The sequence below is a fragment of the Bradyrhizobium sp. SZCCHNR2028 genome, from assembly GCF_032380995.1.
Lineage (GTDB): Bacteria > Pseudomonadota > Alphaproteobacteria > Rhizobiales > Xanthobacteraceae > Bradyrhizobium.
In genome coordinates this window covers 329,973-355,460 of sequence record NZ_JAUHJF010000001.1, presented here as the reverse complement: position 1 = coordinate 355,460, position 25,488 = coordinate 329,973, and the positions used below count along the sequence as shown (strand labels likewise).

20 protein-coding genes and 1 tRNA gene are annotated in these 25,488 nt (G+C 64.4%); 9 read left to right on the top strand and 12 right to left on the bottom strand.

All coding sequences use genetic code 11. From position 1 onward, the window contains the following. The first annotated feature begins 4 nt into the window (after window positions 1-4). The 4 genes from QX121_RS01610 to QX121_RS01595 all read left to right on the top strand — a co-directional run bounded on the left by QX121_RS01610 (window position 5) and on the right by QX121_RS01595 (window position 2,462). Window positions 5-850 carry a GRP family sugar transporter gene (locus tag QX121_RS01610; protein WP_315810993.1) on the top strand — a complete coding sequence of 282 codons (846 nt, stop codon included), beginning with the start codon at window positions 5-7 and terminating at the stop codon, window positions 848-850. Between the two features lie 221 nt (window positions 851-1,071). Then, on the top strand, window positions 1,072-1,536 hold the full coding sequence (locus QX121_RS01605; protein ID WP_315810992.1) for a response regulator: 465 nt from the start codon (window positions 1,072-1,074) through the stop codon (window positions 1,534-1,536). Further along, window positions 1,514-1,918 carry a response regulator gene (locus QX121_RS01600; RefSeq protein WP_315797444.1) on the top strand — a complete coding sequence of 135 codons (405 nt, stop codon included), beginning with the start codon at window positions 1,514-1,516 and terminating at the stop codon, window positions 1,916-1,918. Before QX121_RS01605 ends, QX121_RS01600 begins: the two co-directional genes overlap by 23 nt. Window positions 1,919-2,282: 364 nt before the next feature. After that, the gene (locus tag QX121_RS01595; RefSeq protein WP_315711867.1) at window positions 2,283-2,462 is read left to right on the top strand and encodes a hypothetical protein; all 180 of its coding nucleotides are present in this window, start codon (window positions 2,283-2,285) and stop codon (window positions 2,460-2,462) included. A gap of 120 nt (window positions 2,463-2,582) precedes the next feature. Here the strand turns inward: QX121_RS01595 and QX121_RS01590 are convergent, their stop codons facing one another. Further along, window positions 2,583-4,325, bottom strand: coding sequence for a methanol/ethanol family PQQ-dependent dehydrogenase (locus QX121_RS01590; protein WP_315810991.1), 1,743 nt, complete (start codon window positions 4,323-4,325; stop codon window positions 2,583-2,585). Between the two features lie 92 nt (window positions 4,326-4,417). Then, on the bottom strand, window positions 4,418-4,993 hold the full coding sequence (locus tag QX121_RS01585; RefSeq protein WP_315797446.1) for a ubiquinol-cytochrome c reductase iron-sulfur subunit: 576 nt from the start codon (window positions 4,991-4,993) through the stop codon (window positions 4,418-4,420). 451 nt (window positions 4,994-5,444) lie between these two features. Here QX121_RS01585 and QX121_RS01580 point away from each other — a divergent pair. Beyond that, a tRNA-Cys gene (locus tag QX121_RS01580) sits at window positions 5,445-5,518 on the top strand. Between the two features lie 50 nt (window positions 5,519-5,568). Here QX121_RS01580 and QX121_RS01575 read toward each other — a convergent pair. From QX121_RS01575 to QX121_RS01550, 6 genes are read right to left on the bottom strand one after another with little or no spacing between them, the layout of a single operon-like run. Next, complete coding sequence (locus QX121_RS01575) at window positions 5,569-5,742, bottom strand: hypothetical protein (protein ID WP_315779999.1); 174 nt, start codon at window positions 5,740-5,742, stop codon at window positions 5,569-5,571. Between the two features lie 50 nt (window positions 5,743-5,792). After that, entirely contained in the window at window positions 5,793-6,530 is a 738-nt protein-coding gene (locus QX121_RS01570) for a tRNA-uridine aminocarboxypropyltransferase (protein WP_315774818.1), read from the bottom strand. Window positions 6,531-6,569: 39 nt separating this feature from the next. Next, on the bottom strand, window positions 6,570-9,674 hold the full coding sequence (locus QX121_RS01565) for an efflux RND transporter permease subunit (RefSeq protein ID WP_315780003.1): 3,105 nt from the start codon (window positions 9,672-9,674) through the stop codon (window positions 6,570-6,572). After that, a complete protein-coding gene (locus tag QX121_RS01560; protein WP_315810990.1) occupies window positions 9,674-12,802 on the bottom strand; it encodes an efflux RND transporter permease subunit in 3,129 nt (1,042 codons plus the stop codon). Before QX121_RS01560 ends, QX121_RS01565 begins: the two co-directional genes overlap by 1 nt. Window positions 12,803-12,831: 29 nt before the next feature. After that, window positions 12,832-14,226: an efflux RND transporter periplasmic adaptor subunit gene (locus QX121_RS01555; protein WP_315797451.1), complete on the bottom strand. Its 1,395-nt coding sequence runs from the start codon at window positions 14,224-14,226 to the stop codon at window positions 12,832-12,834. Next, window positions 14,216-15,670 carry an efflux transporter outer membrane subunit gene (locus tag QX121_RS01550; RefSeq protein ID WP_315810989.1) on the bottom strand — a complete coding sequence of 485 codons (1,455 nt, stop codon included), beginning with the start codon at window positions 15,668-15,670 and terminating at the stop codon, window positions 14,216-14,218. The genes QX121_RS01555 and QX121_RS01550 overlap by 11 nt, the downstream gene beginning before the upstream one ends. Before the next feature lie 367 nt (window positions 15,671-16,037). Between QX121_RS01550 and QX121_RS01545 the strand changes: the two genes are divergently transcribed. From QX121_RS01545 to QX121_RS01530, 4 genes are all read left to right on the top strand, one after another. Beyond that, entirely contained in the window at window positions 16,038-17,351 is a 1,314-nt protein-coding gene (locus QX121_RS01545; RefSeq protein ID WP_315810988.1) for an NAD(P)/FAD-dependent oxidoreductase, read from the top strand. 7 nt (window positions 17,352-17,358) lie between these two features. Then, window positions 17,359-18,204 (top strand): DUF1365 domain-containing protein, encoded by an 846-nt coding sequence (locus QX121_RS01540; RefSeq protein WP_315810987.1) that lies wholly within the window; start codon window positions 17,359-17,361, stop codon window positions 18,202-18,204. A 110-nt stretch (window positions 18,205-18,314) separates the two neighbouring features. Next, window positions 18,315-19,547, top strand: coding sequence for a cyclopropane-fatty-acyl-phospholipid synthase family protein (locus QX121_RS01535; protein ID WP_315757534.1), 1,233 nt, complete (start codon window positions 18,315-18,317; stop codon window positions 19,545-19,547). 81 nt (window positions 19,548-19,628) lie between these two features. After that, window positions 19,629-20,663, top strand: a complete 1,035-nt coding sequence (locus tag QX121_RS01530; protein WP_315738047.1) for a cysteine synthase A — start codon at window positions 19,629-19,631, stop codon at window positions 20,661-20,663. Window positions 20,664-20,741: 78 nt separating this feature from the next. Here the strand turns inward: QX121_RS01530 and QX121_RS01525 are convergent, their stop codons facing one another. The 4 genes from QX121_RS01525 to QX121_RS01510 are packed head-to-tail and all read right to left on the bottom strand — an operon-like array spanning window position 20,742 to window position 25,275. Further along, a complete protein-coding gene (locus QX121_RS01525; RefSeq protein WP_315711850.1) occupies window positions 20,742-21,485 on the bottom strand; it encodes an amino acid ABC transporter ATP-binding protein in 744 nt (247 codons plus the stop codon). Window positions 21,486-21,507: 22 nt separating this feature from the next. Beyond that, window positions 21,508-23,028, bottom strand: a complete 1,521-nt coding sequence (locus QX121_RS01520) for an amino acid ABC transporter permease (protein WP_315810986.1) — start codon at window positions 23,026-23,028, stop codon at window positions 21,508-21,510. Continuing rightward, complete coding sequence (locus QX121_RS01515; protein WP_315810985.1) at window positions 23,025-24,230, bottom strand: ABC transporter permease subunit; 1,206 nt, start codon at window positions 24,228-24,230, stop codon at window positions 23,025-23,027. The genes QX121_RS01520 and QX121_RS01515 overlap by 4 nt, the downstream gene beginning before the upstream one ends. A gap of 28 nt (window positions 24,231-24,258) precedes the next feature. Further along, window positions 24,259-25,275: an amino acid ABC transporter substrate-binding protein gene (locus tag QX121_RS01510; protein ID WP_315738050.1), complete on the bottom strand. Its 1,017-nt coding sequence runs from the start codon at window positions 25,273-25,275 to the stop codon at window positions 24,259-24,261. Window positions 25,276-25,488: the final 213 nt, after the last annotated feature.

The window sequence follows — 25,488 nt, the reverse complement described above, 5'->3', positions numbered from 1 at the left end:
GACGTTGGATCCTGTCGCCGCAAGCCTCATGCTGATGGCCGGTCTGCTTCACGCGACTTGGCATGCCATCGTCAAGACCGGCAGCAGCCTCTCTCTCCTGGCTGGCATGGGGCTGGTGAGCAGCGTCCTGATCCTGCCCTTCATGTTTCTCGTTCCCGTTCCGGCCCCCACGACCTGGCCGCTCATCCTCGCTTCGCTCGTCTTGCACGCAGGCTACAAGGCGAGCCTCGCAACGGCCTACCGCTCGGCCGAGCTTGGACGCTCCTACCCGATCGCGCGCGGCGCCGTTCCGCTGTTCGCAACGCTGTTTGCCTCGCTGGGTCTACAGCAACCGCCACGGAGCGGGCAGTTGATCGGGATTGCCGTCATCGTCCTCGGCATCACCGGCCTGACGCGCGACCGCATCCACGGTCCCGTCGATCGCCGTGCGTTCTGGGCTGCGATCTGCGCCGCCGCACTGGTCGCGGGCTATTCGGTCGTCGATGCGGCAGGCACCCGGCAGATCGAAGGCTGGGCTTCGTTCACGGTCTGGATGATCGTGCTCGAAAGTGTCGCGTTCTTCCTCGTCGCGATGATGCTGCGAGGGCCTGCGCTGGTGTGGGAGATCCGCGACGCCTGGATTCCGGTGCTGATCGCAGGAACCCTGGGGCTGGCGTCATTCGTGGTATTCCTTTGGGCCTTGAGCCGCAATCCGATCGCCAATGTGGTGGCCTTCCGCGAATGCAGCGTCTTGTTTGCGACGCTGATCGGCGTGCTGTTCTTGAAGGAGCATGCGACGCCGCGGCGGCTCTGCTGCGCCGCACTGATCGCAGCCGGGCTGGTCGCCATCGCCTTGCTCAAGCCGGGCTGAGCTTCTCCAAACTGCCGAAGCGATTGGTCCGGAAAGCATGGTTCCATCTTCGTCGCTTAGTGCACAACATGCGCCGGCCCGCGGCCGGGAAGTTCCGTAAAACTCCTCGTTGCAGAATCGTAACAACTAATTCAGTGTTAACCACTTTGTCATTTTCGAGCTTCAACCCATTGTCCTTGTAGCGTGAGAGTCCTTCAGTCCCGCTGATACTGAGGTGGCCCATGCCTACTGTCCTCATTATTGACGATGACTATCCTACGCGCGCTGCGCTGGAAGCATCATTGAAGAAGAAGCGATTCTGCGTGTTTCTCGCGCCGGACGGTCCGACCGGCATTCGATTGATCGGCAGCGTGTCCTTCGATGCCGTCGTGATCGACATGTTCATGCCGGGTATGGATGGGATCGCAACCATTCGTGAGCTCATCAAGATCGATCCCACGGTGCCGTTCATCGCGATCTCCGGCTACGCATTCACCGACAAGAAACAGGGCGCTCCGGACTTCCTCGGTATGGCAATCAAGCTCGGAGCGACGGCAGCGTTGCAGAAGCCGTTCGACATCCGCGATCTGCTCGAAGCGGTCGATCGTGCGATCGAGGTGCGTCAACGACTTCTGACCGAGGCGCGGCACGTGGCTCCTCGTCCACATCTGTCAGGAAGGCCTCATGATGAACATCCTGGTCGTTGATGACGAAGTCGGCGTTTGCTGTGTCATCCAGCACCTTCTGGTTCGCGAGGGCTACGCGGTCACTGCCGTCACCGACGGTCGGCTGGCGATGGATGCGGTGACCCGCGGTGACTTCGCCGCGGCTCTGATCGATCTCAACCTGGCCGACATGGACGGCAACGACGTGATCCGGGCTGCACGCGCGGCTCGGCCCACGATGCCCATCGTGATGATGTCGGGAATGGTGCTGGAATCAGGACGCGGGACGGCTGATTTGCTCGGCCCCTCGGCCAGAGTGGTCGGCCTTCATCGTTTGGCGAAGCCGTTCAAGCCGAAAGACCTGTCGCAGCTGATGCGTGACATTCTGGCGCAGGACACCGAACCTCTCGCCGTCGCGGTCTGACCGCCAGCGATTCGGTCGCACGCGTCGAGCCGGGAGCCGATCGCCTCTTCGACCTTTGCCGGAGAAGCAGCCTGCGACTCGCGGCAGGCGCGTCGATCTCTTGCTCACGGTCGGCTGCAGACCGGCTCGTCGTCGCTGTACGACATCACCTGGCGCTCAGGGAGACGGGTCAAGGGAAGACGAGAAGTCTCGAGGGGTGTGAGCCTGTTCACACCGGAACAGCGCGGACCGCGCTACCTTTTGGAACAACGGGCACCGGTAACGATTAGGTCCTTTGCGCCCGATCGTTAGAATTTGAGCGATCCGCTCAATTTGAACAAAGTGGAATTTTGCCATCGTGGCTCGCAGTTTGCGCGAGGGCAAGATGAGCGAAGCCGAATACGAGTTGTTGATGGACGTTGTGAGAACGGCTATTGCGCCCGAGACCGAGACCGATTCCATGGCCCGCTTGTTTTCGATCCTGCATTTCCCCACGGCAGCCAACGACAACCAGGGCGCCTGGCCGCTGATCCCGTTTCCAGACGGCTGGTTCGCGGCCTGCTGACGCGCGATCTTCTGTCGCCATGCAGGCCAGGCGATCGGCACGTCTTGGCCGGAACACTACTGCGGTCTTCGTTTCCTGGAATGGCGACGGCCGAGGCCGCCGCCATTCAGATCACCGGCGCTACTTCCTGACTGCGAACGCCCAGACGACGCCGCCTTGCGGGACGTTGTCTTCGAGACCGATGTTGCCTTTCGAGAGCGCATCCTGGATGCGCTGCGCGTCGACGCCCCAGCCGGACTGCACGGCGATGTACTGGGTGCCATCGACCTCATAGGCGACCGGCATGCCCATGATGCCCGAATTCGTCTTCTGCTCCCACAGCAGTTCGCCGGTGTTGGCATGGAAAGCCCGGAACATCCGGTCATTGGTGCCGCCGACCAGGACGAGATCGCCCGCCGTCGCGGTCACCGACCCGAACAGCTGGGATTTCGGGAAATTGTGCGACCAGACCTTCTTGCCTGTCGCTGGATCCCAGGCCTGCAGCTCCCCGAAATGGTCGGCACCGGGCCGCACCGTGAGCCCGATGTCCTCGGCCTTGGTGCCGAGCCAGAGCTGGCCGGGAACGAGCGACAGCTTTTCCCCGGTGAAGCCGCCGCAGAAATTCTCGTTCGCCGGCACGTAGACGAAGCGCGTCTTCTGGCTGTAGGCCGCGGACGGCCAGTCCTTGCCGCCCCACAACGAGGGACAGAAGTCCACCCGCTTGCCGAGCGTCGGCTTGTGCGCGGGATCGACGATCGGCCGTCCCGTCTCGGGCTCGATCCCCTTCCAGACATCGGTGTGGACGAAGTTCCAGCCGTTGACGTAGTTGATGCGCTCCGGCGTGCGCTCGAGCACCCAAAAGATGGCGTCGCGTCCGGGATGGATCAGGCTCTTGAAGCTGCGGCCGTCGCGCTGCAGGTCGACCAGCATCGGTGCGTCGACCTCATCCCAGTCCCACGAGTCGTTCTGGTGATACTGGAAATGTGTCTTGACCTTTCCGGTCGCAGGATCCAGCGCGATCACCGAGCTGGTGTAGAGATTGTCGCCGGGGTGCAAGCCCCCCGGCCAGGGCGCGGCGTTGCCGACGCCCCAATACACCGTCTGGGTGTCCTTGTCGTAGGTGCCTGTCATCCAGGCGGACCCGCCGCCGTTCTTCCAGTCGTCGCCGCTCCAGGTGTCATGCCCGGCCTCGCCTTCGGCTGGAATCGTGAAGGTGCGCCAGAGCTCCTTGCCGTCCTCGGCGTCATAAGCGGCAACATAACCGCGGACGCCGAACTCGCCGCCGGAGCCGCCGACCATCACCTTGCCGTCGACGATGAGCGGCATCAGCGTGAGATATTGTCCCTTCTTGTAGTCCTGGACCTTCTTGTCCCAAAGCACCTTGCCGGTTTGGGCGTCGAGCGCGACCAGATGATCGTCCGTCGTGGCGAGGTAGAGCTTGTCCTGCCAGAGGCCGACGCCGCGATTGGTCGGATGCAGCTGGAACAGATCCTCGGGGAGCTCGCGCTTGTAGCGCCAGTACTGGTCGCCGGTCTTTGCGTTCAGCGCGATCACCTGCCCCATCGGCGTCGTGATGAACATGACGCCGTTGTTGACCAGAGGCGGCGCCTCGTGCCCTTCGACGACGCCGGTGGCAAAGGTCCAGACCGGCACCATGTCCTTGACGTTCGTGGTGTTGATCTGGTCGAGCGGACTATAGCCTTGGCCATCATAGGTCCGACGATAGAGCATCCAATTGCCTGGCTCGGGATTTTCGAGCCGTGCGGGCGTGACAGGACTGTAGTTGTCGATGGGGCCGGCCACGGCTACAGGTGCGGCGAGACAGGTGAACGCCACGGTGCTCGATAGCAGCCATTGCTTGATCGCGGTGGACGTGATGGACATGGACAAACCTCCCCTGCTTCGTTTTTGGATTCACTTGTTGTCGTGACGGGTGTCGAGACGATGCGAGTTCCGATCGGCACATGGGATTCTCATCAGCCCTGTTGGCCACCTACCCTTCCAATGAAGGGCGCAGCGATCATGAGCGCGCCGTCCTTGATCACGAGGGGAAGCGCGGCAAGCCGCCGCGGCGCGGGGCCGAACACGACCTGCGCCCCGCGCCTCGGGTCGTACTCGGAATTGTGGCACATGCATTTGAAGACATCGTCGTTGCCCTCGGTCGCCTTGATCCAGGCCGTGACCGGGCATCCCGCATGCGAGCAGATAGCCGAGTAGGCGACGATGCCCTCGGCCGCGCGCTGACGCGTGTCTTCGTCGAGTTCGGTTGGATCGAGCCTGACGAGCAGCACCTCGTTCAATCGCGATCCGTCACGCACGATCGCATTCGCAGGATCCTTCGGCCACGCATGAACCGGTGGCTCGCCGATCTTCAAGTCATCAGGCGTGATCGTCTGCCCTTCGCGTTCCCCTTCCGAGAACACGATCAGGTCGCCTTTTTGCGGCCGCTTCTCCTTGCGCGGATCGTCGTCATCGGCCGCTGCGCTGGTGACTGTTGCGCATGCGGCAAGCGTGCCGAAAACCACCGAGCGGCGCGTCGGGTGATCATCCATGACAGATCTTTGCGTGTGAAGTCGTGTGTGAGTCGTGGGAGTGCTGCTCTACAGCCCGGCGCCCCGCAGTACACCCTGACATAGAATAATTAGACCAACACAACCTGAAAAAATCAAGGCGCGTTGCGCGAATTCGCCACGATGTTTTCGACTATCGTCGCTGCTGCGCGTCATTGCCGGTGCTGCAGTTCGGCGAAAGGTCCTCGCGATCGGGACCGACGGTGTCGCCAGCGCCGTCTGGAATTGCGACCACGCGAGATGTGGAGCGGGGTCGCGATGAGCGCGGCGCGACAACACCCCTATGCGCTGCCGTGGCCCGATGCCGACCAGCTCGAAACGCGGCTCGGGGCATCGAACTTCCACTTGGCTAAGGGTCCGGATCGATGGAGTCGGCCTCGCGACGAGAGTGGTTGCCTAAGCGCGAGATTGCCTATATTGCTCCGCCCACAGGGGCCACGTGGCGGAGTGGTTACGCAGCGGTCTGCAAAACCGTTTACACCAGTTCAATTCTGGTCGTGGCCTCCACTCAATCAAAATCAAGCGGTTGGACTACCCATTGGGGCCGCGAACCGGCCCTAGATGGGCAGATCGTCGATGCCGCCGGGATAGCTGACCTGCGCGCGCGGCCAGGTCAGAATTGCCACTCGTTCACCGGCCGAGACGCCCGTCCGATCCGAGCCGGACCTGCCGGCCAGCCGGGGCGCGTAATCCCGGAACTGCACCACATTGGACTTTTCTGCTTCCTGCATGGCTCTCATCCTCGTTCCATGCTGCAATGCAAGAAGCGTACCCTTGGTTCCTAAACCCGCCGTTTGCGGCTGCGCCAATCCGGCTTGCGGGCCTTTGGGCGGGGCGTGAGCTCCGGATGCTCTTTCTCCACCTCCCGATACCGCGCAAGCATGCGCTCGAAGCTCGCGTCGAGGGCCGTCGCGATCTCAGGCCGCCGTTCCAGCGCGGCCATCAGCATCCCGGCCGCCTCGATGGTCGACAGCCCGTCGCGGCGCGGTTCGCGGCGCAGCCGACCGTAGCGCGACGGCTGCCGCGGCCCGAGGATCACGCGCTGGCACTTCAGCATCCACGGATTGCGCCACCACAGCGCCTTGGCCTGGCTCCAGGTGCCGTCGAGCAGGATCACGCCCTCGATCGACTTGAGGATGGCGTGCTGGTTGTCGGCCACCTCACCCTTGCGGGTCACCGCCACCACCTCGCTCTCGGGATCGAGCTCGGCCACCTTCGCCGAGCCGAGATAGAGAATGGCCCAGCGCGCGGGATCGGCGACCGGCCGTCCCAGTGCCTTGGCGAGGCTCGGCCAGGATAACCCGACCTTGACCACCGCGTTCTTGAAGTGCAGCGCGGCGAGCCGCGCGGTGCCGAGGGCGCGATCCTGCTCCTGCGGGTGCTGCAGGATCAGGAGCCCCAGCCGGCTTTCCAGCGGTGTGACGCTGTCGCAGATGCACAGCGGCAGCGGCTTCTGGCAACGCGGGCAATCGGGCGGCGCCTCGGTGGCGAGCGGCGGATGGTCGTGTGGTTCTGGCATGCGGCGGCTATACGCGCCCGCGGACAGCGCCACAACGGCTCATTCGGCGGGCGCGGCAAGCGGCTCCGGCGCAGGCCGGCGGCGCAGCCGGTCGATCAGCAGGTAGATCACCGGCGTGGTGTAGAGGGTGAGGATCTGCGACACCAGCAGCCCGCCGATGATGGTGATGCCGAGGGGACGGCGCAGCTCGGTGCCGGGACCGGTCGCGATCACCAGCGGCAGACCGGCGAACAGCGCGGCGAGCGTCGTCATCAGGATCGGACGGAAGCGCACCCGGCAGGCCTCGAAGATCGCGTCGGCCGAGGACATGCCGCGCTGGCGCTCGGCCTCGAGCGCGAAATCGACCAGCATGATGCCGTTCTTCTTGACGATGCCGATCAGCAGGATGATGCCGACGAAGGCGATCACGGTCAGCGGCGTATTGGTGATCTGCAGCGCGAGCAGCGCGCCGAGCCCCGCCGACGGTAGCGTCGAGATGATGGTCAGCGGATGCGCCAGGCTCTCATAGAGCACGCCCAGCACGATATACATCGCGGCCAGGGCGAACAGGATCAAGAGCGGCTGGCGGCCGCTGCTCTTGTTGAAGTCTCCGGCATTGCCGTCGAAGCTGCCGCGGATGCCCTCCGGCATGTGCAGCTCGTCGACGGCGCGCTGGATGTTGGCGGTCGCAGTCTGCAAGGGCACGTCCGGCAGCAGGTTGAACGACACGGTGGTCGAAGGGAACGATTGTGAGTGATACACCGCCAGCGGTGACAGGCCGCGCTCGGCCTTGACCAGCGCCGACAGCGGCACCTGCGCGTCCCCTGCCCCGGCCACATAGATGCGGTCGAGATTCGAGGGATCGGTCTGGAATTTCGGGTCGATCTCCAGCACGACCATGTACTGGTTGCGCTGGCTGTAGACGATCGAGATCTGGCGTTGCGCGAAGGCGTTGTTGAGCGCGTTGTCGATGTCCTGGACGCGGACGCCGAGGCTCGCCGCCTTCTGTCGGTCGATCCGCAGCGCGAGCTGCAGCCCGCCGGGATCGCGGTCGCTGGAAATGTCGGTGATGCCGTCGACCGTCTCCAGGCGCTTGGCGACGATCGGCGCCCATTTCTGCAGAAGGTCGAGATCGGGGCTGCTCAACGTGTACTGGTAGTCGGAATCGCTCTGACGACCGCCGGTGCGCACGTCCTGCGCGGCGAACATGAAGAGCCGAATGCCGGGGACCATCGCGAGGCTCCGCCTGAGACGGTTGATCACGAGCTCAGTCGAGACGCCCTCGCGCTCCGCCGGAGGCTTGAGGTTGATGAACATGGTGCCGCGGTTGGACGTCGCGCCGCCCGGCCCGCCGCCGCCCCCGATCGTCGAGCCGATCCCGGCCACGGCGGGATCGGCCATCACGATGTCGGCGAGCCGCTGCTGCAGGCCCAGCATGGACTGGAACGAAATGTCGGCCGAGGCGCGCGTCGCACCGATGACGAAGCCGGAATCGTCGGTCGGGAAATAGCCCTTGGGCACCTTGATGTAGAGCGTCACCGTGAGCGCGATGGTGGCGAAGAACACGATCAAGGTGAGGAACGGATAAACCAGCACGCCGCGCAGCGTCCAGGCATAGAAGCGGACCATGCCGGACAGCGCGCCTTCGACAATACGGTCGAACCAGGTGGCACGATCGGACAGCGTCTCCTTGATGTAATGCGCGCAGATCATCGGCGTCACCGTCAGCGACACCAATGTCGACACAACGATTGCGAAGGTCAGCGTCAGCGAGAACTCACGCAGGAGACGGCCGACGACGCCGTCCATGAAGATCAAGGGCACGAAGGCTGCAATCAAGGAAAGGCTGATCGACAACACGGTAAAGCCGATCTGGCGGGCGCCATCGAGCGCGGCGCGCATCGGCGACAGGCCATGCTCGAGATTGCGGTACATGTTCTCGATCATGACGATGGCGTCGTCGACGACGAAGCCGACGGAGATCGCGAGCGCCATCAGCGAGAGATTGTCGATCGAGAAGCCTGCGAGCCACATCGCCGCGCAGGTGCCGGCCAGCGCCAGCGGAACCGAGACGCCGGCCGCCACCGTCGGCACCAGGCGGCGCAGGAACAGGAACACGACGACCATCACCAGCACGGCGGTCGCGAGCAAGGTCCACTGCATGTCCTCGACCGAGGCGCGAATGGTCCCGGTGCGATCGACCAGAGTGGCGATCTCGATGCCAGCCGGCAGCCATTGCTTGAGCTCGGGGATCAGCGCCTTCACACGGTCGACGGTCTCGATCACGTTGGCGTCGCCCTGTTTCGCGATCTGGATCAGCACCGCCGGCTGCTTGTTGAACCAGGCGATCGAACGCACGTTGCGTACGGAATCCTCGACGTCGGCGACATCCGACAGCCGCACGAAGCTGCCATTGCTGCTCTTGATCAGGATGTCGCGGAATTCGGCCGCACTGCGCATCTGCCGGTTGATGGCAATGGTCTCGCTCTGCCGCGCGCCCTCGAAGATGCCGACCGGCCCGATCGGATTGGCATTGATGATCGCCGTCCGGACATCGTCGGTCGAAATCCCGGCATTGGCGAGCGAGACCGGATTGAGCGCGATGCGCACGGCGGGTTGATCGGCGCCGCTGACCGTGACATTGCCGACGCCGGGCACCTGGAACAGACGCTGCGCCAGAACGGTGTCGGCGACGTCGTACATCGCGCTCGGCGTCATCGTCTTCGAGGTCAGGGCCAGAACGAATACGGGTGCCGCGGCCGTGTTCGCCTTGCGGAAGCGCGGCAGCGCCGGCAGGTCGCTCGGAAGGTCCGACAGCGAGGCGTTGATGGCCGCCTGGACGTCACGCGCGGCCTTGTCGATGTCGCGGCCGATCGAGAATTGGATCTGGATGTTGGTGGTGCCGAGCGAACTCGTCGATGTGATCTGGTCGACACCTGCGATCTCGCCGAGCCGCCGCTCCAACGGCGCCGCGACCGTCCCCGCCATGACGGACGGGTCCGCACCCGGACGCGACGCGCTGACGAAGATCGCGGGGAAATCGACGTTCGGCACCGGCGCGACGGGAAGGAAGATATAGGCGACGATCCCGACCAGGAACAGGCCGATCGAGAGCAGCGTGGTGCCGACCGGCCGGCGGATGAACGGCTCGGAGATCGAGGCCATCACTGGATGCCTTCGGTCGCACCTGCGATCGGCGGCGACGGCAGGTTCGGCGCCGGCGGCAGCGCGCGCTCGAAGCGACGATTGATGCGGTCGAGCGCGAGATAGATGACCGGCGTCGTGTACAGCGTCAGCAATTGGCTGAGCAGCAGGCCGCCGATGATGGAGATGCCGAGCGGAAAGCGCAGCTCCGAGCCGGTGCCGCTCTCGATCGCCAGCGGCAGCGCGCCGAACAGCGCGGCCAGGGTCGTCATCATGATCGGGCGAAAGCGCAGGAGACACGCCTGCACGATCGCGTCGTAGGGTGTGCGGTTTTCGTGACGCTCCGCTTCGAGCGCGAAGTCGATCATCATGATCGCGTTCTTCTTGACGATGCCCATCAGCAGAATGATGCCGATCAGACCGATCACCGACAGGTCCTGGCCGAACAGCATCAGCGCCAGAATGGCGCCGACACCCGCCGAGGGCAGCGTCGACAGGATGGTGATCGGATGGATGTAGCTCTCATAGAGCACGCCGAGCACGATGTAGATCGTGACCACGGCCGCCAGCAGCAACCAGGGCTGGCCGGCCAGCGACTTGGCGAACTCGGCGGCATCGCCCGAATAGACACCGATGATGCTGCCGGGCATGCCGATGCGGTTCTCGGTCGCATGGAGCGCCTCGACCGCCTCGCTCAGCGCCGCGCCGGGCGCGAGATTGAAGCTCAGCGACACCGCCGGAAACTGCGCCTGGTGCGAGATGGCGAGCGGCGCGGTGGTGCGCTTCAGGCTCGCCACCGCCGAGAGCGGCACTTGGCCGCCGGCGCCAGGCAGATAGAGCTTCGATAGGATCGAGGGATCGCGCTGATACATCGGCAGCGCCTCCAGCACGACGCGGTACTGATTGGCCTGACCATAGATCGTCGAGATCTGCCGCTGCGCGAAGGCGTCGTTGAGCGTGTCGGTGACGCCCTGCAGACTGACGCCGAGCTGGCCGGCGCGCTGGCGGTCAATGGTCAGCTCCGCGCGCAGGCCGCCCTCCTGGGCTTCGGAGGAGGCGTCGCGGAATAGAGGGTCGCGGCGCATTTCTCCGACAAGCTGCCTCGCCCATTTCGACACCTCGGTGGCATCGGCGCCGGTCAGCGTGTACTGATATTGCGAGCGGCTCGCCTGGGTCGAGATCTGCACGTCCTGGACCGGCTGGAAGTACACGGTCATGCCGGGCACGCCCGAGGTCTTCTGCTTCAGCCGATCGATCACCTCGGCGACGCCATCTTGCCGCTCGCCGAGCGGCTTCAAGGTCATGACGAGACGGCCGACATTGGTGGTCGGGTTGACCGATCCGGCGCCGATCACCGAGACGACGCCGACGACGTCGGCGTCAGCTTGGATCGCGGCGGCGACGTCCGCCTGGCGTTTCGTCATTTCGGCGAACGACACGTCGGGGCCGGCCTCGGTCACCGCAGTGATCGAGCCGGTATCCTGCAGCGGCAGAAAGCCCTTGGGCGCGACGACGTAGAGCGCCAAGGTCGCCGCCAAGGTCGCGAAGGTCACGACCAGCGTCTCGGTCTGGCGATCCAGCACCCACAGCAGGCTGCGATGATAGACGGCCACGGTACGGTCGATGAAGCGGCTGACGGCGTTCAGCCCCGGCAGCACCCACTCCTCGCTGGCGTGCTTCAACAGCCGCGAGCACATCATCGGCGTCAAGGTCAACGACACCACCGCCGATGTCACCACTGCAATCGTCAGCGTCAGCGCAAATTCCCGAAACATGCGGCCGACCAGACCGGACATGAACAAGAGTGGAATGAACACTGCGATCAGCGATACCGTCAGCGAGATGACAGTGAAGCCGATCTCGCGCGCGCCTCGCAGCGAGGCGTTCATCGCGCTCTCGCCATTCTCCATGTGGCGCACGATGTTCTCGATCATCACGATGGCGTCGTCGACGACGAAGCCGGTGCCGATCGTGAGTGCCATCAGCGAGAGATTGTCGAGGCTGAAGCCGGCGAAGTACATCACGCCGAAGCTCGTGATCAGCGACAGCGGCAGCGCGACGCCGGCGATGATCGTGGCCCGCAACGAGCGCAGGAACAGCAGCACGACCAGCGTCACCAGCACCACGCTGAGCAGCAGCGTGAACTGCACGTCGTGCACCGAGGCGCGGATGGTCACGGTACGATCGCTGACGATAGCGAGCTTCACCCCGGCCGGAATCATGCGCTGCAGCTTCGGGATCTCGGCACGGATCTGCTTGACGACCTCGATGACGTTGGCACCCGGCTGGCGCTGGATGTCGAGGATGACCGCAGGGACACCCTGGTACCAGCCGCCGGTCCGATCGTTCTCCAGACCATCGAGAATCGTTGCGACATCGGCGATCGTGACCGGCGAGCCGTTGCGGTAGGCGATGATGATCGGCTTGTAAGCGTCTGCGGCCCCGATCTGGTCGTTGGCCGTGATCAGATAGGCCTGCTGCGCCCCGTCCAGCGATCCCTTGGGTCCGGAGACGTTGGCGCCTGCGATGGCGGCGCGCAGGTCCTCTATCGAGATGCCATAGGCCGCGAGCCGCGCCAGGTCGGCCTGCACGCGCACCGCGGGCTTCAGTCCACCGAGCACCGAGACGCGGCCGACGCCGGAGACCTGGCTCAGCCGCTGCGCCAGGATCGTGTCGGCCATGTCGCTCATCGCGCGTAGCGAGATCGTGTCCGAGGTCAGCGCGAGCGTCATGACCGGGGCATCCGCCGGATTGACCTTGGCGTAGGTCGGCGGATAGGGCAGCGACTTTGGCAAGACGCCGGCGGCGGCATTGATTGCCGCCTGGACGTCCTGCGTGGCGCCGTCGATGTCGCGTCCGAGATCGAACTGCAGCGAGATCTGGCTGACGCCGAACGAGCTCGTCGAGTTCATCGCGGACAACGACGGGATCTGGCCGAGCTGGCGCTCCAGTGGGGCCGTGATCAGCGAGGCGATCACATCAGGGCTGGCGCCCGGCAGTTGCGTCGTCACCTGGACAGTCGGGAAGTCGACCTGCGGCAGCGCCGAGACCGGCAGCGCGAGATAGCCGAGCAGGCCGCCGATCAGCAGGGCGACGCCGAGCAGCGAGGTCGCGATGGGACGGCGGATGAAGGGTTCGGAGACGCTCATCGCGACTGCTCGTCACTCTTGCGGTTGCGTCATGGCTGTGCCTTCGCACCGCGACCTGCCTCACTCCCTCCCTGGGGTGCTGCACCGCCGGCGTCGGTCTGCCCCCCAGCCTCAGGCCTGCGGCGCCGCTCGCCGTCCTTCGGCGCGCCTTCGGGTGGCGCTCCGCCCTCCTTCGCCTGCTCTTTTCCTTGCGGATTGCGGCTGCGCTTGCGCGGCGCCAGATCGGCCTGCGGCGTCTGCTCGGCGCGTCCGACCACGACTTTGACACCGTCGGCCAGATTGGCAAAGCCGGTCGTCACCACGCGGTCCGACGGGCTCAAGCCGCTGGCGATCACGGCCTCGCTCTCGTTCTGCTGCACGACCGTCACCGGATGCGCCGAGGCGATGTCGCCCTCGCCGATCACGTAGCTGAACGTGCCTGCCGGCCCGCGCTGCACCGCCGAGGTCGGCACCGTGATCGCCTGCGACAAGGTCTCGACCTTGAGGCGGACATTGACGAACTGTCCGGGCCAGAGCTGGAATTTGCCGTTGGGGAATTCTGCTTTCAGTTTCAGCGTGCCCGTCGTCTGATCGACCTGGTTGTCGATGCCCCGCAACGTGCCAGTGTCGATGACGGTGACGCCGTCATTGCCGAACACGTCGACAGCGAGCGGCCCCTTGGCAGCGGCCGCATTGACGCGCATGATCTGCTGCTGCGGCAGGCTGAACTGCACCGCGATCGGCTGAAGCTGCGTGATGACGACGAGACCGGTCGCGTCAGAGGCATGAACGATGTTGCCCTGGTCGACCTGGCGCAGGCCGGCGCGGCCGGAGAGCGGCGCCACGATCTTGGTGTAGCTCAAGGTCGTCGCCGCATTATCGATCGCGGCCTGATCCGCCTTGATCAGCGCCTGCTGCTGCGCCACCACCGCGCGCTGCGTGTCGGCCTGCTGCTTGGAGCCGGCATTGCTGGCGGCCAGCTGCTCGTAGCGGGCGAGGTCGAGCTTCTGGTTGGCGAGCTGCGCCTCGTCCTGCGCCTTCTTGGCGACGGCCTGGTCGTACTGCGCCTGGTAGATCGCCGGATCGATCTCGGCGAGCACGTCGCCCTTCTTGACGTCCTGCCCCTCGACGAAATTGACCGCGATCAGCTTGCCGTCGACCTGGGAGCGCACCGTGACGGTGTTGAGCGCGCGCACCGCGCCGACGCCGTCGAGATAGACCGGCACGTCCTTGATGACAGGCGAGGCGGCCAGGACCGGAACCGGAAGGTCGGGCCGCGCGAAGCGGTTATTGGCCTGCTGCTTCTGCTGCATCGCCGACCAGCCGATATAACCGAGGCCGCCCAGGATCAGCAGCGTGATCGTGATCGACACCAGCCGCCGTGCCACGCTGGACCGCGCGCGCTTCACTGCCGCTGCTCCCTTCTCGTCCGGTTTAAAGAGCATCGGCCGACTTCTCCATGCGCGGCTCCCAGCCGCCGCCGAGCGCCTGATAGAGGCTCACGAACGCCTGCAGGCGCGCCAGTTGCGCCTGCCATAGCGCGTCCTCGGCCTGGAACAGCGTCAATTGCGTATTCAAGACTGTCACGATGTCGGCAGTTCCCGCGCGCAGTTGCTGCTCGGAGAGCTGGAAGGCGCGGCGGGAGGCGGCAACGACTTCTCGCTGCAATTGCAACTTGATCGTGGTCTGCTTGATCGAGAACAGCGCATTGTTGACGTCGGTGAAAGACTGGATGACCGTCTTGCGGTAGGTTTGCAGCAGCTCGTCCTGCCGCGCCTTGGCGTTCTCGAAATTGCCCAGGATTCTGCCACCATCGAAGATCGGCTGGGTCAGGCTGCCGGCGAGGCTGAAGAACGCCGCATGCGGCTGAAACAGCGACATCAGTGCTGCGCTCTGGTAGCCGCCATTGCCGGTCAGCTGGATGCTGGGAAAGAACTGCGCCCGCGCGCTGCCGACATTGGCGGTGGCCGACGCCAGCTGCGCTTCCTGCCGGCGGATGTCCGGCCGTTGCGTCAAGAGTTCGGACGGCAGCCCGGGCGTGACCCGCGGCGTCCTGATCCGGTCGAGCGAGCCGCCGGCAATGCGAATGCCCTCGGGCGATCGCGCGACCAGCACGGCCAGCGCGTTGACGTTCTGATCGAGCGTCTGGCGCAGCGGCGGCACCGCCGCCTTCTGGTTGGCGAGCACGCTCTCCTGCTGCGCGACGTCGAGATCATTGCCGGTGCCTGCCTTCTGCCGTTCGCGGATGGCATCGAGCACACGCGTGGCGCTGGCGATGTTGCGCTCAGCCGTCCGAATCCGATCCTGCGCGGCCAGCACCTGGAAATAGGCATTGGCGACGGTGGCGAGCGTCGTCAACTGCGTAACGTCGCGGTCGAAGCGGTTGGCCACCGCGGTTTCCTCGGCCGCCTGCAGCGCGTCGCGATTCTGGCCGAAGAAGTCGAGCTGGTAGCTCGCAGAGAGCGAGGCTTGGTAATTGACGACCTCGCGGCCGCCATTGGTGAGCCCGCTGGAGCTCGACCCGGACGTGCGCGAATAGGTCTCCTGGCCGGTGGCGGACAGGCTCGGCAGCAGCGCCGCGCCGGCCTGCCGCGCCAGCGCATCGGCCTGCCGGAACCTTGCCACAGCAGCGGCAATATCAAGGTTGACGCTCTGCGCCTCCTCCATCAGCTGGGTCAGCTCGCGTGATCCGAAGCCGCGCCACCAATCCAGCGGCGGTGGCGCCGCCATATCGGAACCGGACGCCGCCTTGTAGCGCTGGGGCATGTCGAGGGCCGGATCGGGAATATCCTGCGTCAGCAGGCAGCCGGCCGAGTTCGCCGCCAATCCGATCGCCGCCAGCCAGTGGACAAATCGCCGCAGGGTAGCCGGCACACGGCGCTCCCGCATCCCGGCGACGATCCGCGGGTCAGCGGACGCGCGGCAAGGCTCGTCGACGGCGATCGGCACGATGGACACTGGCGTGATGCTTCCCTGTAGTCTTGGGAATCATTCTAGCCGCAGCCCACGGCGCCGGACAGCCCTGCAGCCCCCCGTCCCCCCAGCAGCGATGGTGCCGATAAAGTCCACCGAATCGACGAATCTCCCGCAAATCAGCGAAGTTTCGTGCAGGCACGGCCACGGGCCACCGGCTGCCGCCTTACCAAGATTTCATCTGTCGAATGCCGTTTTGGGCGGGGTGTGACGCGGGGAGCGCGCCCGTGAAACCCTTTGGCGGCGACTCCGTAACTTGCACGTGAACTTCAGGGGGGCATTCATGCGAGTTGCGGTGGTCGGAACGGGTATTGCGGGTAACGCCGCGGCCTGGTCCCTGGCGAAGCGTTATCCGATCACCGTCTACGAGCGAGATCTCCGTCCGGGCGGCCACAGCCACACCGTGACGATCGACTATGACGGCGCTCCGGTCTCTGTCGACATCGGCTTCATCGTCTACAACGAGCTGAACTATCCTGAGCTCACCGCCTTGTTCGACCATCTGGGGGTCGAGACGGTCGACAGCAGCATGAGCTTTGCCGTCACCGCGGATGCCGGCCGCTTCGAATGGAAGGGGGGCGGCAACACCTGGCTCGACACCGCCAAGGGGCTGTTCGCGCAGCCGAGCAATCTGCTGTCGACATCCTATCTCTGGATGCTCAGGGACATCCTGACCTTCAACGAGCAGAGTACAGCCGACTTCAAGGCCGGGCGCCTGCATGGCCTTACGCTCCGGGATTATTTCCGGCGCAACCATTTCGCCCCGCGACTGCTCACCGACTATCTGGCGCCGATGGGTGCCGCGATCTGGTCAGCCCCGGCGTCCGAGATGCTGGACTTTCCGGCCGAGAACTTCGTCGCGTTCTTCAGCAATCACAGGTTGCTGCAATATGACCGTCCGATCTGGCGCACCGTCAAGGGCGGCAGCCGCCGCTATGTGGAGAAGCTGACGTCGAGCTTCCGCAAGCATATCCGGCTCGGCAGCGCCGTGACCAGCATCGAACGCACTGCCCACGGCGTCGTCGTTCAGGACAGCAGCGGCCGTCGCGACACCTACGATCATGTCGTGATCGCCGCACACAGCGACCAGGCGTTGTCGATGCTCACCGATGCGGACGAGCGGGAGCGCAGCATCCTCGGGGCGATCAAATATTCGCCCAACACGATCTATCTGCACCGTGACAGCAGGCTGATGCCGAAGCGTCGCCGCGCCTGGGCTTCGTGGAATTTCCTGCGCTGGCAGCGTGAGGGCGTTCCCATGAACGACGTCGCCGTCACCTATTGGATGAACAACCTCCAGGACATCGACAACGCCAAGCCGCTGTTCGTCAGCCTCAACCCACCCTTCGCTCCGGCTCCGGAGCTAACCTTTGGCAAGTATATCTGTGAGCACCCGCAATACACGGCTGCCGCCTTTGCGGCGCAGAAGCGTCTGGCAGCGATTCAGGGGCAGCGCCATACCTGGTTCTGTGGCGCCTGGACCGGCTATGGCTTTCATGAGGACGGGCTACGCTCGGGTCTCGCCGTGGCAGAGGCGCTCGGCGCGAACGTGCCGTGGCGCGGGCTTCCCACCGAGCTCGCCGAGGCTGCGGAATAGGCGCGATATGGACATGGATCACTCGGGACCAGATGACAGAACGGAAGCGGCCGCGCTCTATGTCGGACAGGTCATGCATGCCCGCATGCGCCCGACCACGCATCGCTTCCGCTATCGCGTGATGAGCCTGCTGATCGATCTCGGTCGGCTCGACCAGGCGGACCGGCAGGCTTCGCTGTTCGGGGTCAATCGGCGCGCGCTCTACAGCTTCCACGAGGCCGACCACGGTCCGAGCGACGGCTCGTCGCTACTGGCCTATGCGCAGACCTGTGCGGCGGATCAGGGGATCGATCTCAGCGGTGGGCGCGTGCTGCTGCTGTGCTATCCGCGGCTGCTCGGCTACGTGTTCAATCCGCTGTCGGTCTATTTCTGCTATCGTAGCGACGACACCCTGGCGCTGATGATCTACGAGGTCCGCAACACCTTCGGCGAGATCAAGCCCTATGTGCTGCCGGTCAGGCCGGATGAGCTATCGGCAGCAGGGCTCCGCCAGGCGCAGGACAAGACCTTCTACGTCTCGCCCTTCATCGACATGGCGATGCGTTACCATTTCCGGGTCATGCCGCCTGGCGACAATGTCAAGCTGCGGATTCTCGAAACTGGGGCCGACGGCCCCCTGCTTGCCGCAACCTTCTCCGGCCGCCGTCGCACGCTGACCTCTGGCTCCCTGCTCGCCGCCTTCGTCTCGCTCCCGCTGGTGACTGTCAAAATCTTTGCCGCGATCCATTGGGAGGCGCTGCGGCTGTGGGCCAAAGGCGTCCGCCTCGTCCCGCGCGGCGAAATCAGCGCAAGCCCTGGAACCAATACCGACTTGGCGGGGAACGGCAGCCACGCTTATATTTCACGACGCTGACCGGAAACGGCCGGCGCGCTCTGCGTCCGTGATTCCCTGCCCGCACAGGTGCCACACCGGCCAGCCGACGGGGGACGTGGGCTCGAGCCGTTTGCGTGAATGGACCTGCCATGCCGAACGTCATCCCAGTCACCCCTGACACCATCGACAAGGTGCTTGCCGATCTTCCCCGCCTGCCCCGCCTTGCCCTCGGCTTCGGCTCGCGCTTGCGGAAAGGCACGCTCGACGTGACCCTGCCGGACGGACGGGTGATCCGGCTCGGCGGCGTTGAGCCCGGGCCGGCCGCCGCAATGATCCTGGCCAATTACGGCTTCGCATCGCGCCTTCTCAATGGCGGCGACATCGGCATCGCCGAGGCCTATCTGAACGGCGACTGGGACACGCCGGACCTGACGCAGTTTCTCTATCTGTTCTGCGTCAACCAGCACCTGCTGCAGTCGATGCTGGAAGACAAGCCGCTGATCCGGTTTGCCCAGCTGGTTCGGCACTGGTTCAACCGCAACACCAAGCGTCAGGCAAAGCGCAACATCTACGCCCATTATGACATCGGGAATTCGTTCTACTCGGCGTGGCTCGATCCGAGCATGACCTACTCCTCGGCCCTGTTCGAGGAGGACACCACCGACCTCACCGCCGCGCAGACCAACAAGTACAAGCGGCTGGCCGAGGCGATCGATCTCAAGCCCGGGCAGAAGCTGCTCGAGATCGGCTGCGGCTGGGGCGGCTTTGCCGAATATGCCGCCAAGACGTTCGGCGCCCAGGTCGTTGGGCTGACGATCAGCCAACAGCAGCGCGACTTCGCGCAGCGCCGCATCCACGAGGCCGGGCTCGCCGAGAAAGTCGAAATCCGCCTGCAGGATTACCGCGACGAGCGTGACCGCTACGATCGCATCGCCTCGATCGAGATGATCGAGGCGGTCGGCGAACAGTTCTGGCCGAAATATTTCTCGCAACTGCGAGACCGTCTGCTGCCGGGCGGATTGGCCGGTGTCCAGGCAATTACCATCCAGGACAGCCTGTTCCAGCACTACCGCCGCGAGGTCGACTTCATCCAACGCTACGTCTTCCCGGGAGGCATGTTGCCGACGCCGCAGATCCTGAAGTCGCTCGGCGACCGCTTTGGCATACCCGTCATCCGCGAGCGCATCTTCGGGGAAGATTATGCCAGGACGCTCGCGATCTGGCGAAAGAACTTCCGGGAGGCCTGGCCGGACCTCACGCCCGCAGGATTCGATGAGCGCTTCAGGCGGCTCTGGGAATATTATCTGTCCTACTGCGAAGCAGGTTTCCTCTCTGGGAACATCGATGTTCGCCAGGTCGTCTTTGCGAAATCAGGGGGCTGATCCGGCCGGCTTACGCTGCCCTGGATATCAGGCTAGGGTCCTCTTAAGTGTGCTCGAGGAAACTCCTACGGTATCTGCAAAATGACCATTCACAACGACGTCGTCGCGGCGATCGGCAACACGCCCCTGATCAAGCTCAATCGCGCCTCGGAGGCGACGGGCTGCACCATTCTCGGCAAGGCCGAGTTCATGAACCCGGGCCAGTCGGTCAAGGACCGTGCCGGCAAGTGGATGATCCTGGAGGCCGAGAGGCGCGGCGATCTCAAGCCCGGCGGCCTCGTGGTGGAGGCCACAGCCGGCAACACCGGCATCGGTCTGGCCGTGGTCGCCAGCGCGCGCGGCTATCGCACGCTGATCGTGATCCCGGAGACGCAGAGCCAGGAAAAGAAGGACATGCTGCGGCTGTGCGGTGCGGAGCTGGTCGAGGTGCCGGCGTTGCCGTTCAGCAATCCCAACAACTATCAGCATGTCGGGCGCAGGCTCGCCGACGAATTGCGCAAGACCGAACCGAACGGCGTGCTGTTCGCCGACCAGTGGAACAACCTCGACAACGCCAAGGCGCATTATGAGTCCACGGGACCCGAGATCTGGGAGCAGACCGGCGGCAAGGTCGACGGCTTCATCTGCGCGGTCGGCACCGGCGGCACGATCGCCGGCACGAGCCGCTATTTGAAGGACAGAAACAAGAATATCGTCACCGCCTGCGCCGATCCGCACGGCTTCGCGATGTACGAATGGTTCAAGAACGGCGTCGTCAAATCGACGCCCGGCGATTCCATCACCGAAGGCATCGGCATCGGTCGTGTGACGCCCGTGATCGAGACCGCCAAGGTCGACGACGCGTTCCTGGTGTCCGACGAGGACGCCGTCAACACGATCTACGACCTCGTACAGCATGAAGGCTTATGCCTGGGCGGCTCGACCGGCGTCAACGTCGCCGGCGCGGTGCAACTCGCCAGGAAACTCGGCCCCGGCCACACCATCGTGACCATCCTGTGCGACTCGGGCACGCGCTATCAGTCGAAGCTGTACAATCCCGAATTCATGCGTTCGAAGAACCTGCCGGTGCCGGCCTGGCTGGAGCGGCGCAGCGGCATCAAGCCGCCTTTCGTTTGAGGGCGAGTAGCGAGTAGCGAGTAGCGAGTAGAACTTTTCGCCCTATTCGCTATTCGCAAGTCCCTATTCGCTTCCTCATCAATGCCGCAAAATCTGGCTCAGAAACAGCTTGCTGCGCGCATGCTGCGGGTTGGCGAAGAATTCCTGCGGCGTGTTCGATTCGATGATCTGGCCGGCGTCCATGAACACGACGCGGTTGGCGACCTCGCGCGCGAAGCCCATCTCGTGGGTCACGACCAGCATGGTCATGCCCTCCTTGGCGAGATCGACCATGGTGTCGAGCACCTCCTTCACCATCTCCGGATCGAGCGCCGATGTCGGCTCGTCGAACAGCATGACCTTCGGGTTCATCGCCAGCGCGCGCGCGATGGCGACGCGCTGCTGCTGACCGCCCGACATCTGGCCCGGGTATTTCTGCGCCTGATGCGGGATCTTGACCCGCTCCAGGAACTTCATCGCAGTCGCCTCGGCTTCCTTCTGGGGGATGTTGCGCACCCAGATCGGCGCCAGGGTACAGTTCTCCAGCACGGTCAGGTGCGGAAACAGGTTGAAGCTCTGGAACACCATGCCGACCTCGCGGCGGACCTCGTCGACGCGCTTGAGGTTGGGCCCGAGATCGATGCCGTCGACATTGATCTCGCCCTCCTGGAATTCCTCGAGCGCGTTGATGCAGCGGATCAGGGTCGACTTGCCCGAGCCCGAGGGCCCGCAGATCACGATGCGCTCACCCTTCCCGACGGAGAGGTTGATGTCGCGCAGGACGTGGAATTCGCCGTACCATTTGTTGAGGGCGGAAATGCTGACGATCGAATTTGCAGTCATGGGTCTCTCGATGATCTCTGGCTCAATGGCGCCGGTGCGCGTTGACGCGGCGCTCGACCAGCATGGAGTAGCGTGACATGCCGAAGCAGAAGGCGAAGTAGATCAGCCCGGTGAAGGCAAAGCCGGTGAAGGCCGTGGTCGGCGTCGCCCATACCGGATCGGCAAACGAGGCCTTGAGGCTGCCGAGCAGGTCGAACAGCGCCACGATCGATACCAGCGAGGTGTCCTTGAACAGCGAGATGAAGCTGTTGACGATGCCGGGGATGACGTGGCGCAATGCCTGCGGCAGCACGATGAAGCTGGTCGTCTTCCACCAGGACAGCCCGAGCGCGCTCGATGCCTCCGCCTGACCACGCGGTATAGCCTGCAGGCCGCCACGGATGACCTCGGCCATGTAGGCGCCCGAGAACAGCGCGACGCCGATCAGCGCCCGAACCAGGCCGTCGACCCTGACATTGCCGGGCAGGAACAGCGGCAGCATGTAGGTGGCGAAGAACAGCACCGTGATCAGCGGCACGCCGCGAACCAGTTCGATGAAGGCAATCGAAAAGATGCGGATCAATGGAATGGTCGAACGGCGGCCGAGCGCAAGCGCAATGCCGATCGGCATCGACGCGACGATGCCGATCACCGAGACGACCAGCGTCACCAGCATTCCGCCCCACAGCCTTGTATCGACGATGGGAAGGCCGCCGCGATCGAGGCCCATGATCGCAATGACGATGGCGATGCCGGCGAAGGCCGCGGCCGTGGCGATCACGCTGCGCAGCGCCCTGCTCCCGCCACCGACGATGAAGACCAGCGCGGTGACAATGATCGCGGAGAGCACGAGATCATTCCACACGGGCTGGTGAGATTGCTGCAGCTCATTGCGGATCCAGACCAGCGGCCAGATCACGAGCGATGCAAGCGTACCGATCAGCACGACCAGCTTGCCGAGCAGCCACAGCAGCATGCCGACCACCGGCAAATTGTCGCCGGCGCGAACCAGCGCGTTACCGGCCGTATCGATGCTCTCGACGAACAGCTGGAGCGCGCCTGTGGTCCAGCTCACGCCGAAGCCCTCCAGCCCACCGCCATAGAGCAGGAAGAATGCGACCACCGGAAGCGCGAAGAAGAACAGGCCCGCGTTCAATCCTTTGGCCGGCAGGCGCGGGATCAGCAGCGGCGCCAGCAGCACCACCGCGAGCCCGTAGGTCAGATTGACCCGCCACCGGTCGGCCTCCGGATAGAAGCCGTACATGAACTGGCCGAACTTCGCCGAAATGTAGGGCCAACAGGCGCCGACCGGATGGCCCGCGTTCTGCGCCAGACAAGCTTCGCGGTCCTTGCCGACCCACACCGCGTCGGCCAGCAGGAACTTGACCGCCGGGATCACGGTGAACCAGATCAACAGCGCGCTCACCAGGGTGAGCAGGATATTGGTCGGCGAGTTCAACAGCCTCGTGCGGACGAAGCCGACGAACCCCGTCGTCTTGATGGGCGCCGGACGTTCTCCGGCCATGTCCTGACGGATGAAGGTTGAGGCCGTGATGTCGGTCATGCGCCAAGTCTCTTCCCAAGCCGCCAGCTGTAGAAGCTCATCATCGCGCTGGTGATCAGCGACAGCGCCAGATAGACGCCCATCGTGATTCCGATGATCTCGATGGCCTGACCCGTCTGGCTCATCGTCGTGCCCGCGAACACCGAAACGAGATCGGGATAACCGATGGCGACCGCGAGCGAGGAGTTCTTGGTCAGGTTCAAATACTGGTTCGTCAGCGGCGGCAGGATGACGCGGAGCGCCTGCGGCACGACGATCAGGCGCAGCACGGTGCTGCGGCTCAGTCCGAGCGAGAGCCCCGCTTCCATCTGCCCCTTGTGGACGGAGAGGATGCCGGCACGCACCACCTCGGCGATGAACGACGCCGTGTACATGGTCAGCGCCAGGGTCAGCGCGACGAGCTCGGGAATGATGCGCGAACCGCCGGCGAAGTTGAATCCCTTGAGCGCCGGCACCTCGAACGAAATCGGCACGCCGAACACGAGCGTTGCAATCAGCGGCAGGCCGATCAGCAGCCCCAGCACGTAGGGCCAGATCCGCATCGCATGGCCGCGTACGAACAGCTCACGCCGCGCGTAATAGTGCAGACCGGCCGAGCCGACGATCGCGGCACCGAGCGCGACCAGGAACGGCATCAGGCCGGGCTCCTCGATCGGTCGCGGAACGATGAAGCCACGATTGTTGAGAAAGAACGTCGAGAAAAGAGAGATGCTCTGTCGCGGTCCGGGCAGAGCCGCCAACACCGCAAGATACCAGAACAGGATCTGGAACAGGAGCGGCAGGTTGCGGATCAGCTCGACATAGGCGCCGGAGACACGCGACAGCAGCACATTCGGTGATAGCCGGCCTAGAGCGACCAGGAAGCCCAGGATGGTCGCCAGCACGATGCCGATGACCGAGACCAACAGGGTGTTCAGCACGCCGACGATCAGCACGCGGCTGTAGCTGTCGGAGCCGGAGTAGCTGATCAGGGTCTGGTTGACGTCGAAGCCGGCCGTGTTGTTGAGAAAGCCGAATCCCGACGTGATACGTTGGGCTGCGAGGTTGCTGCGTGCGTTGGCCACGATCTCGTAGCCAACCCACACCAGGACTGCGACGAACAGGATCTGCAGGATGATGCCGTTCCATCCTGCCTTTCCTCCGAGCATGCGCTTCAGCCGAAGCCCATATTGCGGAGGCGGTAGCCTCGCTTCGATGCTCATTCGCCGCAGCCCCGATCTCGTGCAGCGATCAGCGGATCGGCGGCGCGTACTGCAGACCGCCCTTGTTCCAGAGCTGGTTCAGACCGCGCGCAATCTGCAGCTTGGACCCTGCGCCGACGTTGCGGTCATACATCTCGCCATAATTCCCGACCGCTTTCACGATGCGCGAGAACCAGTCCTTGGTGAGGCCGAGCTGCTCGCCGAGATTGCCGTCGGTGCCGAAGGCGCGCTTGAACTCGGGCTTGTCCGACTTGGCCATCTCGTCGACGTTCGCCTGCGTCACGCCGAGCTCCTCGGCGGTGACCAGCCCGAACAGCGTCCACTTGACGATGTCGAACCACTGATCGTCACCGTGACGCACCATCGGGCCCAGCGGCTCCTTCGAGATCACTTCCGGCAGCACGACGTGATCGGCCGGATTGGACAGCTTCAGCCTCTCGGCGTAGAGGCCCGAGACGTCGGTGGTAAACACGTCGCAGCGGCCGGATTCATAGGCCTTCACAGTCTCGTCGGCGCCGGCGAACGCGATCACCTCGTACTTCATCTTGTTGGCCTTGAAGTAGTCGGCGAGGTTCTGCTCGGTGGTCGTGCCGGTCTGCACGCATACCGAAGCGCTGTTGAGCTCGAGCGCCGAATTGACCTTGAGGGCCTTCTTCACCATGAAGCCCTGGCCGTCATAATAGGTCACGCCGGCGAAATTGGCGCCCAGCGAGGTGTCCCGCGACAGGGTCCAGGTGGTGTTGCGCGACAGCACGTCCACTTCGCCCGACTGCAGTGCGGTAAAGCGGTCCTTGGCGGACAGCGGGACGAACTTCACCTTGGTCGGATCATTGAAGATTGCGGCGGCGATGGCGCGGCAGACGTCGACGTCGATCCCGGTCCAGTTGCCCTTGTCGTCGGGCGACGAGAAACCAGGGAGGCCCTGGCTGACGCCGCAGGCGAGCATGCCACGATCCTTGACGGTCTTGAGCGTTTCGGCCTGGGCGCCGACGCTCGCCAGCACCGGGGCGAGAGCAAGAGTGAGAGCCAGAGTGACGCGTTTCATAAATACAGCCTTTCGCGGTCGTCCTTGGGGAGCGATGAAGTCTCAGCGCGCAGGGGGGCCCGACCTGAATCCGCGTTGCAAACGCCATACCAAGAATATGGCGTACACCATGCACGACGAAGCCGTGCAGGCGAGATGAAGCGGAAATCGCGGCAAGCCCCTCAACGTGCAGCGATCGAATTGCCCCGGCATCACAGAACGACTGGCGGTCCG